Genomic DNA, 13,898 nt, shown 5'->3' with positions numbered 1-13,898 from the left:
AAAAATATAGTTATCATAATAGTTATTATAATTATCTAGTTATTGCTGGCTTCGTGCTCTGTTAATTATGACAAAATCTGACCAACTTTGACTAAGTTCGGTTCCAGGTTCGTAGCCAAGAACTTTTTATAATGGTTCATAACTCAAGAGGGAAACCAGATTACCCTGGTTATGGGTCATATGCTGAGAGACTTTCAACTGCTGAACTTTGTTGGGTGAGGATTTATGTTAAAAGAGCGTAGACAGCAATTTCGGTTATTGGCTGGAGCCATAGTGTTATTGGTATCAGTGTGCCTGGGAGCAGTATTCTTAGGTGTCACCGTAGCAAATCAACTAGAGGAAAAGGAGGAAAACAAGACTGCTAGCCAAGGGTTAACGGAGTCAACAGGCAAATCCGCTGTAGCACGGCTGGTTTCTCTGCCACCCCAACAACGAGCAACTAACCTAGATGCCTTTGCCTCAGGTCCGAAGTCTCGGGAACAGTATCGCGCCCGTTATCTGTTGGCATCGGATTTAATTCAACAAAATCAGCCAGAACAAGCCCTAAAGCATCTCGAAGGGCTTGAGTCAGATTATCCGGTTTTAGCATCCCACGTTGCCCTCAAACGTGCTCAAGCTTACCAAGCCATGGGGGATAGGGAATCGGCTACAGGAGTTTGGCAAACTATCCTGAAAAAGTACCCCAACCAAGCAGTTGCAGCAGAAGCCCTTTATCATCTAGGCAAATCTAATCCCAAGTACTGGGACGATGCGATCGCAAAATATCCCAGCCATCCCCGTACTCTAGAAATTGTCCGACAGCGCCTCAAAAACAATCCCAACCAACTCCCATTACTATTAATCTTAGCCAAGCACACTCCTAAAGCCTTAGGAATGCAGGAGATCCGAGACCGGATCGTTGACAAGTACCCTGAGCAACTCACCCCCGAAGACTGGGAAATGATTGGCACTGGTTACTGGGAAACCTGGAAATATGGCAAAGCTGGTAAAGCCTACGCCCAAGCCCCCCGCACTCCCCGCAATCTCTACCGAGCAGGTCGAGGACTTCATTTAGATACCAAAGCCAGCAAAGGCAAAATCTTTTATGAACAGTTAATCAGCGCCTATCCCAATGCCAAAGAAACCGGATTAGCCTTAAGGCGTCTTGCCAGTATCTCTAAGCGAACAGAAGCCTTAGCTTATCTGGATCAAGTCATCCAGAATTATCCCGATGAAGCTCCTCAAGCCTTGCTCGACAAAGCCAAAATCCTAGAAAAGCTCAACAGCAAAGTGTCTGCTGGCCAAGCTCGTAAGTCGGTACTAACCCAATATGCTAGTTCTGATGCTGCGGCTAATTATCGTTGGCAAATGGCTCAAAAAAAAGCAGCAAAAGGCCAGCTACAAGAAGCATGGCAATGGGCGCAACCGATTACGACCAACAATCCTGATAGTGACATCGCTGCCCAAGCTGGCTTCTGGGTAGGTCGATGGGCAAGTCAGCTCGGGCGTCCTAATGATGCCAAAGCTGCCTTTGAACATGTACTAGCTCGTTATCCAGAATCCTACTATGCATGGCGGTCGGCCAACTATTTAGGCTGGAATGTAGGGGACTTCACCTCCGTGCGCTACTTAATGCCCAAAGTTGTCAGACCCCAAGCTAGACCCTTACTAAAAGACGGTTCTGGAACCCTAAAAGAACTGTACCAACTTGGTCAAGATCAGGATGCTTGGGCTCTGTGGCAAGTGGAATTAGGAAACCGCAAGGAACTCAGTGTCTCGGAGCAATTTACTGATGGTGTATTGCGCCTAGGGATTGGGGATAATCTCAAAGGCATTAACCAAGTCTGGAGCCTAAAACGACGAGAGACTCCCCAAGAAAAAGCCGAATGGGCAGCACTGCGTGACGAACCAAAATACTGGCATGCTCTATTTCCCTTCCCTTTCCAAAATTCAATTCTTAACTGGTCTGGTCAACGGCAGCTTAATCCCTTACTAGTAACTGCCTTAATTCGCCAAGAGTCTAGATTTGAACCAGAAATCCGTTCCGTTGCTGGTGCCATGGGTTTAATGCAAGTGATGCCAGGAACAGGTAGTTGGGTTGCCCAAAAAATCCAGTTGAAACAATACAATCTTAAAAATCCTGATGACAACATTAAATTGGGGACATGGTATCTCAGCTTTACCCACCAACAGAACAGTAACAACTCTTTATTAGCCGTTGCCAGTTACAATGCTGGTCCCGGTAATGTCTCCAAATGGGTGAATAGATACGGTTTTAGTGACCCCGACGCCTTTATTGAAAAAATCCCCTTTCGAGAAACCAAAGGTTACGTGAAAACAGTGTTTGGTAATTATTGGAATTATTTGCGACTCTATAATCCTGATATTTCCCGGATGGTAGAAGCTCACGCTGCTAATAAATCCGTAGCATCATCTAATTAATTCTAGGGAGTCGGGAGTCGGGAGTCGGGAGTCGGGAGTCGGGAGTGATTGTAAGCTATCAGCGTGTCGCGTATCAGCCATTAGCCCTAGGCCAAGCTACACCGAACAGCTTTTGAATAAAATAAACTGAACACTGACCGCTGACCGCTGACCGCTGAATGCTTACATCCACAAAACTTGAAAATGATGAATACTACTGAAACAATTAGACCCTTTTTGAGCAGTTTTTTAATAATGAACTAGTCCCCAAAGCAGCTAATCCTAAGAAACCTAACAGTGATGTGGTTTCAGGAACAGGAGCGGGCTGAACATCAATACCTTGGCTAGCTGGATTAAAGAGACTGGTTACATCTATACCATTAGCATCAATTGCCGAGCTAACCGTAAGTGCTAAGTCAGGCAATCCATCATTCTTAAACCCAGGCAGTACTTGGTAAGTTGCCCCAGATATTTCTAGGGTAGAGTTTGGAGAAACTCCAATTGAATCACTACGTTTAAAAAGTACTGTCGGTATTCCCAAAGGTGGGTTTTCTACTAGGCTCCCGGTAAAGTTTGAAAAGGCAACTCTATCTGCATCTGTCCTAAATTCTTGTCGAATAATAAGCTCACTAGTATCTAGTGCGAAAATAAGATCCAATGATTGTAAATTAGCGGTGAGACCGCTAGTATCTAACACAAAAGAGAAATCAATGGTGTCATCAACATTGACTTCAAGGTCATTGATGGCATCCTTGTCTAATTGTGACCCAATCGGAGTGAATGATACGGAGGCTCCATAAGCTGGAGTAACTGCGATCGCTCCCAGGAGTACTAAAGAAGCACTAATGTCAGTTAATTTCATCAGGATTGACCTAAAAAACTACTATCAATAGTTAATCAAACATTCCTGGATTTGATTTTGAAGAGTCAGTAAAGTTAGCTAAAAGATTAAATGATGAAAGTAAAAACTAATGATGAAAGAAAAAACTTAAGCATTCAGCCGTCAGCTGTCAGCTGTCAGCCTAATGCTTAAAATAAACCTCAGGAGAATTTAAAGGTGCGCTTTCCGCATCTAATTATTAAATTCGCCACGGGTCGCACCTAATAGTTCGAGATGAATCAGAGTTGAAAGTCTGAGGAAAATCCCATCTAACCATATGCCCTACGCACAGGCTAAGCGAACAGTAGTTAGGGGTCAGCCGTTGGCCATAGGCCTTTGGCTGATAGCTGAGGGCTGATAGCTGAGGGCTGATAGCTGAGGGCTGACGGCTGAACGCGATCGCGTGCGCGTAGCGCATATGCTTACGTTTATGCTTCAACCTCCAACAATCCCTGTAAAGCCTCTTTCATCTCATCCTGACTAGTAGTTGCTGTACCAAACTGACGCACCACAATGCTAGCGGCTAAATTACCCAAAACCGCTGCTTCCCAGTAGGAAGCCCCCAGACACAAGCTCAAGGTCAGGGCTGCTACCACCGTATCCCCAGCACCAGTTACATCAAATACATCGGTGCGATTAAACGCTGGGATATGCTCAACCTTACCATCACGAGCAAACAAACTCATCCCCTGTTCACCACGAGTAATCAGAATTTCTTCCCCTTGAGTCAGTGCCAACAAATCTCTACCAGCTCTCAACAAATCCTCAAAACTCTTAATCCCATACCCCACTGCTCGCTCCGCTTCTGGCAGATTAGGAGTAAAAACTCTAGCGCCATGATAACGCTCCAGATTCTTCTGAGTATCTACAATGGTGCGGTCGTGAGACAAAACGGCTTCAATCACTGGTGGTGTAAATACACCATCTCCGTAATCAGAACAAACCACAGCATCCACCTGACCTAAATGCTGTTGTATTTGTGCTGCCAACTCTAACTGCTTATCCCGGTCTGGCAATTCATCCGACTTGCGGTCTATTCGCACAATCTGCTGAGTCACCGACTGACGGGCATGACCAGCAATCCGGCTTTTGGTCACCGTTGGTCGGTCTGGATCAATCACGATCGCACTAGTATCAATTCCCACCTCCTCAAACATCCTCCGCAGCACTTGCCCTTGAGGATCCTTACTCAAAAACCCAGCTACCTTTACCTCTGCTCCCAGCTTAGCGAAATTATAAACAGCATTTGCCCCACCACCAGGGGTTTGACGAGTGGTTTCATGACGTATAATTAATACTGGAGCCTCTCGTGAAATTCGTTCCACTTCACCTGTGAGAAACTCATCAAGAGTTAAATCACCAACCACCAGTACCTTGGATTGCTTAAAACCATTAATTAGCTCAAACAAACGGGGAGCTGAAGCAGCTAGTTGAGTTTTGAAAGACGCAAATTCAATCATATAGCAAAGGGAACAGGGAGTAGGGAGTAGGGAGTAGGGAGTAGGGATAATAAAATTTAATGTACCTGATAACTCTGATAAACGCTAGAGTTTAGTATTAATTAGTTTCTCCTTACTGTTACTTGAAATACCAGCGATCAGGGTGTCGCGTATCAGCTATCAGCTTTTACCGAAACTTTCAATTCTCATTAATCTCGAACTATTAAATGCTCTCGTTTTGCCATTGCGCATTGCGCATTGCCCACGCTAAGCAAATGGCTGAAGGCTGAAGGCTGAAGGCTGACGGCTGAAGGCTGACGGATTAGTTTACCAGAATGTAGTTGGGATTTATCAACAAGTTTTCAAGTAACTACTTAGACATCAATTCTGTTAACTGTGTTAATAAATTTAAAGTTTATCAACCCCTTTTTGTTCCCTATTCCCTATTCCCTACTCCCTACCCCTATTGCTATAGTCTCAACCGTTATCCACAATGGTATTTTATAATTTTTAATTAAATTTTCTGTAAAGCTTCTGTAATGTTGGTCAACTATAATGACCCTTGGTATAGACTTAATTAGATGAGTGAAAAATCAGTAATATCAACAAATAAGAGACAGGTTTAAATTAATGTTTAAGGGACAAAGGATCTGCCAAAAATTAGCAATAATCACTACTGGTGCGGCTTTAAGCCTAGCAGTGATTGAAATTAATCCTGCCCAAGCTATTACTATTACCTATGAGTTTGGAACAGAAGAATTTTCTGGTAAGTTCAGCTATGATGACGCCAATGAAACCCGGAGGAAATTTTTTGCTTCTATACCGGATTTTCCAGTGATCGAGATAAGTTATCCGGTAGATAAGATTGAGTTTTTTTTCGACAATAGAACCTATACCAAGGCCGATTCTACTACAGAGCCTGTGTGGTTAATCTTCGAAGGAGCTGGAGCTGGCCAGCAATTACGTTGGAGTACAGAAGATTTTAGTTTTAGCCCTGCTACTGGTCCGGCTCCGAGTTTTCCAGAGTTTTTTACTGTGTTCGAGATAGATGGAGAATTTGTAGAGACAGCGAGTTTTGGGCTGGTTGAAGATGAACCAGCAAGTGTACCTGAACCTGGGACAGTTATAGGACTTAGTCTTTTAGGTTTAGGCTGGCTCTCAAAGAGAAAGATAGCATCTTCTCCAAGGGTATAAAAAAAACTGGCGTTGCTTAATAATGGAATGATTTTAAGAATAATGGAATGATTTTAAGAGTAGGTGCGCTTTCCAATGGGCGAGTAAATCGCCCTTGGGTCGCACCTGTGGAATGGGCATCTTGGTGGAACTGGCATCTTGCCAGTTTCATGCTTATTTTCGGGCGGGCAGGATGCCCACTCTACTCCTATTAATTATTTTCGGGCGGGCAGGATGCCCACTCTACTCCTATTCAGCGCGAAGATTCAGCAAGGCCAAAAAACCTAAACATATGCTGATCGCTGATCGCTGAAAGCTGAAAGCTGATAGCTGATAGCTTACTTTGATACTCCTTCCTCCACAAACCCCCTCACTTCTGATAAAACATACAATGGTCTGCCTTTAACTTCTTCATAAATCCGTCCTACATATTCCCCCAAAATACCAATAGATACTAACTGCACTGCTCCCAAAAAGAAAATTGCAATCATAATAGTGGCAAACCCAGTCACAGGAGAATTAGGTTCAAAAATCCGCCAGTAAAGCACTAACCCTGCCATCAATAGCGCTATCGCTGTTGCTAATAATCCCAAATAAGTAGCGATTCGCAATGGCACTTTAGAAAAAGAAACCAGTGCATCTACTGCTAGGGCTAAGGATTTACGAATGGTGTACTTGATATCACCAGCAAAGCGGGGGTCACGTACATAGGAAACAGAGGTTTGCCGCAACCCTACCCAAGAACGCAATCCCCGCACGTAACGGTTCCGTTCTGGCATGGCATTGAGTACATCAACCACCCGTCGATCCATTAAACAAAAGTCCCCCGTATCTATGGGAATCTCGACATTGGCCAGACGGCGCAGTAAGCGATAAAATAGGTAAGCCGGAAAGCGCTTTAACCAACTTTCACGACGTCTCTGGGTGCGCTGAGCATAAACAATTTGATAACCCTGCTGCCATTTTTCGACTAGCACTGGGATGATCTCTGGTGGGTCTTGTAAATCAGCATCTAGGACAATAATCCCTTGACCCCGCACAAAATTTAGACCGGCAGTGACAGCAATTTGATGACCAAAGTTACGGGAAAGACTTAGGTAACATACCCTTGGGTCTTTTTGATGAAGGTCTCGCATCAGCTCTAGAGAGCGATCGCAACTGCCATCATTCACTAGAATTAACTCCGCCTCCCCCAACTGATCCATTACTGTACTGATGCGTCGGTACAGTTCTAAAATACTGTTTTCCTCGTTATATACAGGAATAACCAGGGAATAGGTTGGGTTCATCGTTCTTCAACATTTTTGAATTAAGAATGTAGAATGCAGAATGTAGAATTCTACATTCGCGCATTCTACATTCTGCATTCTGACAGACGACCTTCTAACGCCCTAATTTATTAGGAATTCCCTGACAACCACCGGGGATTGTTTTTCTTGACTTTTCACCGCACCAAGCACAGCAATAGTAGTGCTGCTTTTCATCCATCCGCTGGACACCGGTGAAGTTAACATTTTCGACTACTGCACCGGTGTAAACTCCAGTGCGATAGTCAGGGGGATGGGTACGACTGCGGGGACTGGCAGTTTCTACTGAACCATAAAATAGGCGGACTCCCTTGAGGTCAGCACCAGTGAGGTTGGCTTCATATAAAACAGTGCGGGATAGATTCGCTTGCACTAAGTCACAGAAACTCAGATTCGCTCTGACCATATTAGCTTCACCGAGTTCTGTCCAACGCAAATCTGTACCACTCAGGTCTGATCCAGCTAACATTACATTCAGGTCAATAACTCTTATACCATAAACTCGGTCTTCTTGGTATCCTCCATACCCATCCAACATGGGGCGTCCTAAATGATTATCCCGTCTGAGGGGAGTTAGTAAACGGGCTTGGGACAAAAATCTGAGCACTTTGGCTTTCCCATGGGCATCCACACTACTGAGAATCGCAGCAGTTCTTCCTTCGCAAAATGCCCTCTCTTGGGGCCAATCTTCTAGCAATCCCTGATCATCTAAGGCTAGATCTGAAACTCCCTGAAAGTAAGCATCAATGGTTTGCTGCTGAGTAATCATATTTTGCTGGATGGTCAAGTCTTTGGAAATGACATATTGTCGCCAAGCAATGAATACTGCTAGGACGGCAATCAAAATCTGTCCCAAAGCACCAACCCACTCAGCCCATGACCCAAATTCATCCCATTTAATTTGAACTAACCAATTGCTGATGTTTTGGTAAACACCAAGAAATTTCAGTAAGCCACTTATTGCTGCTACCACTCCGATCGAGGCAATAACTTTGATTCTTTGTGGTGGTGGCAACAAATCAGTAAGCCATTGTTTGAGAACCGGTAAAATCACTGGCAGTGAAACCAGCAACGCCACAATAGCTCCGGATATCCCAATCCAGAGGTTATCAATCACTACCCCAAAAATCATGATAGCGATCGCACTGAGAATAATTAGGCTTAGGGAGCGATTGGCAGGACTAACTGATCCAATAGTTGGTTTATTGGGTAGGTTTGACAACGGCAGGGTAGATAAATGTTGCTCCTCTTGAGTTTGGGGAGGAGATGGTGGTGAATTACCATTGGCTGAGTTCTTGGCGGTACCGTTGTTACTATGTTCAGGCTGATTGGGTGGCACAGGCTCAGGCAAGTTAGTCATGGTATTCCCATCAAAATAAGCTCAAGGTCAAGCAACATTACAAAATAATACAGCTCTTAGACACTCGGATCGTTTTTTAGGTGATTTGCACCTCAACAGATTAGCAAATTTTCAAGTGAAATCCGGTAGACTTGACTTGTGTTAAATTTTATTTTGTACGTTATCTAAATCCAAGCGGGAGCAATAATAATCTGTAACTTTATATAGCGTTACTCATAGTTATCTGGGTTCCCAAGAGCATACTGCATTGCTACTCCCTACTCCCTACTCCCTACTCCCTACTCCCTACTCCCTACTCCCTACTCCCTCCAACCCAGAACTTTGTACCTCACCCGATGGAGAAGTGCTGTACCACAGATGAGCATTCCAGTTTGTATTGAAAGGGTTGGGCATCCGTTCCTGAATCCTAGTCGATTGTACTTGTAGTAACTGTGGCTGAGATTGGGTAAGAGGCACGACAGTCCATTCTTTGTTTTCCCTCAAGGTCTGTGCCAGGTCTTTTGAGTAAGGGAGCACCGCTGCAGTGACTTTATGGCCTAGCACCATATCGAGCAGCTGTTTGTGATCACAGATGACGGGAATGACAATTTGATCAAATCGTGGTGTGCCTTGCCAATAGTCTGGAAAAGCACTCAACTGGATGCCACTAGAACCGAAGGTCTCAACTTGGAATGGTCCAGTCCCAATCGGCTTTATCCCAAAGTGTTTTGTACCATAACAATGGCGCGGTACAATTCCCAAAGTTAAAAGTTGGGGATGAATAGGAGGTTTAGCTACCGGGCCTGGGTCGATTGCTAAGGGATGGGAATCCCTAGGCTCAATGGAATCAATTTCCCTGAGGGGATGGGATTGAGAGGGTAACCTTTGAGAGGCAGACTGTAATGTAAACGCAATGGTTTTTTGATCTACCACTTTTGATATCCCTGATGCTTGTCAAAACCAGTTTGCGCCAGGGTGAGTCAATTTTCCGTAGTACCTGATAAGTGAACTCAACATCAGCAACCGTTAGAGGGGTGCCATCGTGGAAACGTAGGTTGTCATGAAGCTGGAAATAAAGAATTTTAGTGATTTTGTCTACAGTTTCTAGCTTCCACTTGACAGCAAGATCGGGAACCAGCAACCCACGTAAGGAATTAAAACGACATAAACCCCGGAACACCAGACTCAATACATCTGCTGGTCCTAGGTTTGGGTTGAGCAAAGGGTCAAGGGTCTTAATCGGACGAAAATCAGCAATGGTAAGCTCTTGGCGCGATTTGACCCAAATCTTTTTGGTAAAGGTGCTGTTGCTTGGGTTGATATCGGCGAGTTGTTGTTGTGGATCAGCCGTGAAGCGGATCATATGGAAGCCAGCCTTAAACCTAAGTTGATGACGAATGCTGCTGTCTTGCGATCGCTGATTTGGTTGTAAGGTGCCATGGGGACTAAGGTCAGATAGATTATTAATAGTCCACTCAACTTGGAAAGAACCGGAAGGGCTACTTCCTTGATTAATTAGATCTGCTTCTAATGTAATTAAATCCCCTGCTACTGGTAATGGCGGATTTAGGATAATGTCACGCACCAATAAATCAATGGTAGTGGCTTCCCAAGGAAGAGTATTGGTCGTTTGACCATTAATCACAGCAAATAGCACACCAACACCCGTGACTTGGGGCATAATCACACTCAGGCGGGACTCACTCCAACTGATGATTTGGGCTGGCTGACCCTGAAACAAAACTAGAGCATCGGGTGAAGGCACAGAACCGAAATTACCCCCTTCAATCACCACACTACTCCCTGGCGGTGATTTGGCTGGTTTCACTTCAGTCAAAAATGGCAGTTGTCGCCACATCCGAATCCGTGCTTCTCGAAGATCAGTTTTGCGGCTAACTTCGGCGATCATTGCTGGGGTTTGGGTGTAGCGATCTAGGTCATCAACGGAGTAAATTGCGATCGCATTTAGTTGTTTGATCTCAGCATCAGTAATATCTGGTAACGTAGCCAGAGGACGGTTATCTACTGGTCGATCTAGGGGCTTACGTACCCCATGCAACTGACTCTGTAGTACTTGGGTAAAATCCAATTTGAGAACAGTACCACCATTTTCCTTGGGATCAACAACCGTCCGAAACCAAATTTCTCGATCTTGACCACGGCGCACTGTTACTTCCAAATCCAGGTTTAGCTGTTTGATAGCCAAAGACTTACCACGAGCATAGGATTTGAGGGAGAGAGTATCTTCCGCATAGTCAATTTCCGATGCGATCGCATCCACCAATTCTGCCAGCTGCCATTCTTGGTTATCCTCTGTTACTGACTCATCATTACTCATCGATCCGAAGTTCCCTCTTCTGACTTCCCTACTCCCATTAACCCCAAGGGCGAGGTACCTCCAGCTATCAGCCGTCAGCCGTCAGCTAATCAACGGGAGGTAGTAAACAAGCTGGGGGGTGCTGGTACGGCTGGTTGAAAATCCCTGCTCGTTTTACTGATCCGACCCCGTGCAGTTAAAGCGCCTGCTAGCACCTCAAGTAGCACCTCAAGTAGCGCATTAGCACCTCAAGTAGCACCTCAAGTAGCGCATTAGCATTAGGCTGAATGCTTATGTACATGCAATAGTTTACCCTTTACCTTTTCTCTTCAGTAGTGATAGTGATTCGGATACGACCTAATCTACCAACTGGCCGTGTTTCACGAGCTGATGGCATTGTAACTATCACTCTAGTTGACTTTTCTGGTAAAGACTGGGGGTCAGTTTGCAGGCGTAGATGGGCAGGAATTTCAACATCCACATCACTGACCTGTAACTTCAATGGTTCAGCACCCCGATCACTTGTTTCTTCCAATGTGTCAGTGATCTCTCGGAAAATCAATGTAATTAAATCTCCTAGTGTGATGTCAGCCATCAGAAAATCTTGGTGATTAGTAGTTGAATTATAATCCTTTTTTATGCTTTGCGCTCTTGTAGAGTCTAGAAACAGAGACTTTATCAACAAACCCAGCGGTAATCAGGCTATACTGTTTCAGTAAGATTTAGTCCAGGTTTTTTTTAATCAACAGTAAAAAAACTATTTCAATACTGCTCTAGCATTTTTAGTTTATATGTAAACCTAGGATTGATATAAAAAGCAATGCAGCGCCTTAATACCGGGGTTTCCCCCAGTCGCACTTTGCATCAAGACTTCTTATCAGGGAACTTCGGATCACGGAAGAGTGTCAAGATATCCTAGGAGTTTTTGGTTTACTGATCAAGGGATGTAGTGCTTTAATAAGGGGGGTTCCCCCCACTCCCTCTTTGCCTCAAGACACAGGATTAGTTTTCATGATCTATTTATAAATGCTATATTTAATTTTTGATATATAGTGCTATCACTATTTATGATGTACACAGTATTTTTTCTGATTTACCTATTTACGAAAAGCAAAAAATTATGTACATCATCTATTTTATAAATGCTATATTATAGCATAATTGTCCCATTACTAATTAGTTAGTATGATTAAATTTTAAAGACCAGAAATGCTGTCAGGAAAAAAACTTGTCAGATCAGCTAAAACCATAACATAGATATCGCGCTTTGGTCAGAAGGAAGCACTACTTAGGACTCCCGCTCTTAGTAACGCGATCGCAAGTTGTGGTAAATCATCTAAAAAATCTCCGGAAGAATTAGGGATAACTGGGTATGGTGTTAGTTATAAGGGTGCCTATCAAAAAATCCGGGAACGTGAGAACCCTGCGTCTTTAGACCGGGTCAGAAGTTACCGCAAGAATAAGGCAGCCTTTATGGTTGGTCGGTTATGGGTAAAGGGTTAAAACTTTGAGGCGCGACAATAAGCGCGAATTTAATTACGGGTCAAGCGCGCCTCCATGATTAAGGCTGCCTTATTCTAAGGTTTCGTCTCCGGGATGAAACGGACGCGACGGGGTTTACCCCGCTGTCTCCATTCAATTAAGCTATAATAGGAGCAAGGAGGTGATAGTAACATGTATAGAACAATCCCACTTAAGGCGACATTTACAGATGAAGAAAATGCTTTCTGGGTGTTTCAATGCGAGCAGGCCAATAGCTTGTTTAATTGCGCCATTTATTACGCCAAACAGAAGCATTATCAGTGGCTACAAGATCAGGATGCTTACACTACTTTCTGGCGCGAAGATGAGCTTAAATGCGGCTGGAAAACTTACAAATGCTCAACTAGATATCCAGAGCTAGATAAGGCTTTAAAGCTCAGTTACCATTACAAGGGAATGGCGGCTCAATCCGCCCAACAAACCTTAAAGACTGTAGGGGAAGCGATCGCTAGCTACAATCAGCTAGTCGGACTTTACTACAAAGGAAGTGTAGATAGACCCAAGTTTCCTAGATACAGGAAGAAAGGTGGTCTAGCAGCTGTCACTTTTCCGAGACAAGCCCTAACCTACAAGGAAGGTTTGTTCTATCCGTCCGTAAGCAAAGAAAGCAAGCCAGAATTACTAACCAAGATATACCTTGAACTTCCTGAGTTTATCGATCCAGATTGGGTAAAAGAAGTAACAATTCGCCCTTGCTACGGGCAGCTATGGATTGATTGGGTCATTGATGACGGAAAGCAGTCAGTAGAAGATAATCCCAATCTTGATTACTCTCAAGCCTTAGGGATAGACCACGGTGGCGACAACTGGCTTACATGTGTTTCAACCTTGGGAAAAAGTTTCATCATTGATGGTCGAAAACTGAAATCGATCAACCAGGGCTATTGCCGGTTGGTTGCGAAATACAAAGAAGACAAACCTGATTTTTATTGGGATAGTAATCTTGACCGGATCCAGCTGAAGCGCAACAACCAGATGCGAGATGCGATTCGGCGAAGCCGACGCTACGCGAACAACAAAACTGCTAGATTTATAATCAACCGCTGTCTTAGCGATCACATTGGGAATCTAGTTATCGGCTGGAATGAAGGTCAGAAAAACAAGGCGAATATGGGTAAGCGTGGCAATCAAAAGTTTGTCGCGATACCAACCAAAAGGTTGATAGAAAGGCTGAAACAGCTTTGCCTTGAATATGGGATTAACTTAATAGTCACAGAAGAATCTTATACAAGTAAAGCGTCTTTCTTGGATGGTGATTCCTTACCGAAATATGGTGAAAAACCCAAAGGATGGAAGCCCTCAGGTAAAAGAGTCAGACGAGGTCTTTACGAGGTTCCTAACGGACAGCTGGTTAACGCTGATTGTAATGGCGCAGGTGTGATTCGTTAGCTAGAAACCATATTCTATAAAGGATTTGGGGGATTAGCTGCTTGGTTATAGAACCATGACAACTTGATAACCATGATGGTGAAAATCCATCCCTCGTGAAATCCGAGTGACA

At 44.1% G+C, this 13,898-nt stretch carries 11 protein-coding genes; 4 read left to right on the top strand and 7 right to left on the bottom strand.

Annotated features, from left to right (window positions below; translation table 11 throughout):
* Positions 1 to 225 precede the first annotated feature (225 nt).
* Positions 226 to 2,421 (top strand): lytic transglycosylase domain-containing protein, encoded by a 2,196-nt coding sequence (locus tag F6K63_RS31395; RefSeq protein WP_287251719.1) that lies wholly within the window; start codon positions 226 to 228, stop codon positions 2,419 to 2,421.
* Between the two features lie 205 nt (positions 2,422 to 2,626).
* On the opposite strand, the gene F6K63_RS31390 is transcribed toward F6K63_RS31395, so the two are convergent.
* Both F6K63_RS31390 and F6K63_RS31385 read right to left on the bottom strand, forming a co-directional pair.
* Positions 2,627 to 3,262: a hypothetical protein gene (locus F6K63_RS31390; RefSeq protein WP_287314199.1), complete on the bottom strand. Its 636-nt coding sequence runs from the start codon at positions 3,260 to 3,262 to the stop codon at positions 2,627 to 2,629.
* 446 nt (positions 3,263 to 3,708) lie between these two features.
* The gene (locus F6K63_RS31385) at positions 3,709 to 4,740 is read right to left on the bottom strand and encodes a bifunctional heptose 7-phosphate kinase/heptose 1-phosphate adenyltransferase (RefSeq protein ID WP_287314197.1); all 1,032 of its coding nucleotides are present in this window, start codon (positions 4,738 to 4,740) and stop codon (positions 3,709 to 3,711) included.
* A gap of 609 nt (positions 4,741 to 5,349) precedes the next feature.
* On the opposite strand from F6K63_RS31385, the gene F6K63_RS31380 reads away from it, so the two are divergent.
* A complete protein-coding gene (locus F6K63_RS31380) occupies positions 5,350 to 5,913 on the top strand; it encodes a PEP-CTERM sorting domain-containing protein (RefSeq protein WP_008187287.1) in 564 nt (187 codons plus the stop codon).
* A 47-nt stretch (positions 5,914 to 5,960) separates the two neighbouring features.
* Positions 5,961 to 6,107, top strand: coding sequence for a hypothetical protein (locus tag F6K63_RS31375; protein ID WP_154659863.1), 147 nt, complete (start codon positions 5,961 to 5,963; stop codon positions 6,105 to 6,107).
* Between the two features lie 123 nt (positions 6,108 to 6,230).
* Here F6K63_RS31375 and F6K63_RS31370 read toward each other — a convergent pair whose 3' ends face one another.
* The 5 genes from F6K63_RS31370 to F6K63_RS31350 form a co-directional block, all read right to left on the bottom strand.
* Positions 6,231 to 7,181 carry a glycosyltransferase family 2 protein gene (locus F6K63_RS31370; protein ID WP_287314195.1) on the bottom strand — a complete coding sequence of 317 codons (951 nt, stop codon included), beginning with the start codon at positions 7,179 to 7,181 and terminating at the stop codon, positions 6,231 to 6,233.
* 94 nt (positions 7,182 to 7,275) lie between these two features.
* Positions 7,276 to 8,559 (bottom strand): pentapeptide repeat-containing protein, encoded by a 1,284-nt coding sequence (locus tag F6K63_RS31365; RefSeq protein ID WP_008187283.1) that lies wholly within the window; start codon positions 8,557 to 8,559, stop codon positions 7,276 to 7,278.
* A 285-nt stretch (positions 8,560 to 8,844) separates the two neighbouring features.
* Positions 8,845 to 9,471 (bottom strand): ABC transporter substrate-binding protein, encoded by a 627-nt coding sequence (locus F6K63_RS31360; protein WP_044494051.1) that lies wholly within the window; start codon positions 9,469 to 9,471, stop codon positions 8,845 to 8,847.
* Positions 9,386 to 10,876 carry an ABC transporter substrate-binding protein gene (locus F6K63_RS31355; RefSeq protein WP_008187279.1) on the bottom strand — a complete coding sequence of 497 codons (1,491 nt, stop codon included), beginning with the start codon at positions 10,874 to 10,876 and terminating at the stop codon, positions 9,386 to 9,388. Before F6K63_RS31355 ends, F6K63_RS31360 begins: the two co-directional genes overlap by 86 nt.
* Before the next feature lie 295 nt (positions 10,877 to 11,171).
* Positions 11,172 to 11,450 (bottom strand): hypothetical protein, encoded by a 279-nt coding sequence (locus tag F6K63_RS31350; RefSeq protein WP_008187268.1) that lies wholly within the window; start codon positions 11,448 to 11,450, stop codon positions 11,172 to 11,174.
* Positions 11,451 to 12,529: 1,079 nt separating this feature from the next.
* On the opposite strand from F6K63_RS31350, the gene F6K63_RS31345 reads away from it, so the two are divergent.
* Entirely contained in the window at positions 12,530 to 13,786 is a 1,257-nt protein-coding gene (locus F6K63_RS31345) for an RNA-guided endonuclease InsQ/TnpB family protein (protein ID WP_287314193.1), read from the top strand.
* The last annotated feature ends 112 nt before the right edge of the window (positions 13,787 to 13,898 follow it).

It is taken from the genome of Moorena sp. SIO1G6 (assembly GCF_010672795.1).
GTDB lineage: Bacteria > Cyanobacteriota > Cyanobacteriia > Cyanobacteriales > Coleofasciculaceae > Moorena > Moorena producens.
The sequence above is the reverse complement of the archived record's forward strand: the minus strand, read 5'-3'. Positions and strand labels throughout refer to the sequence as shown.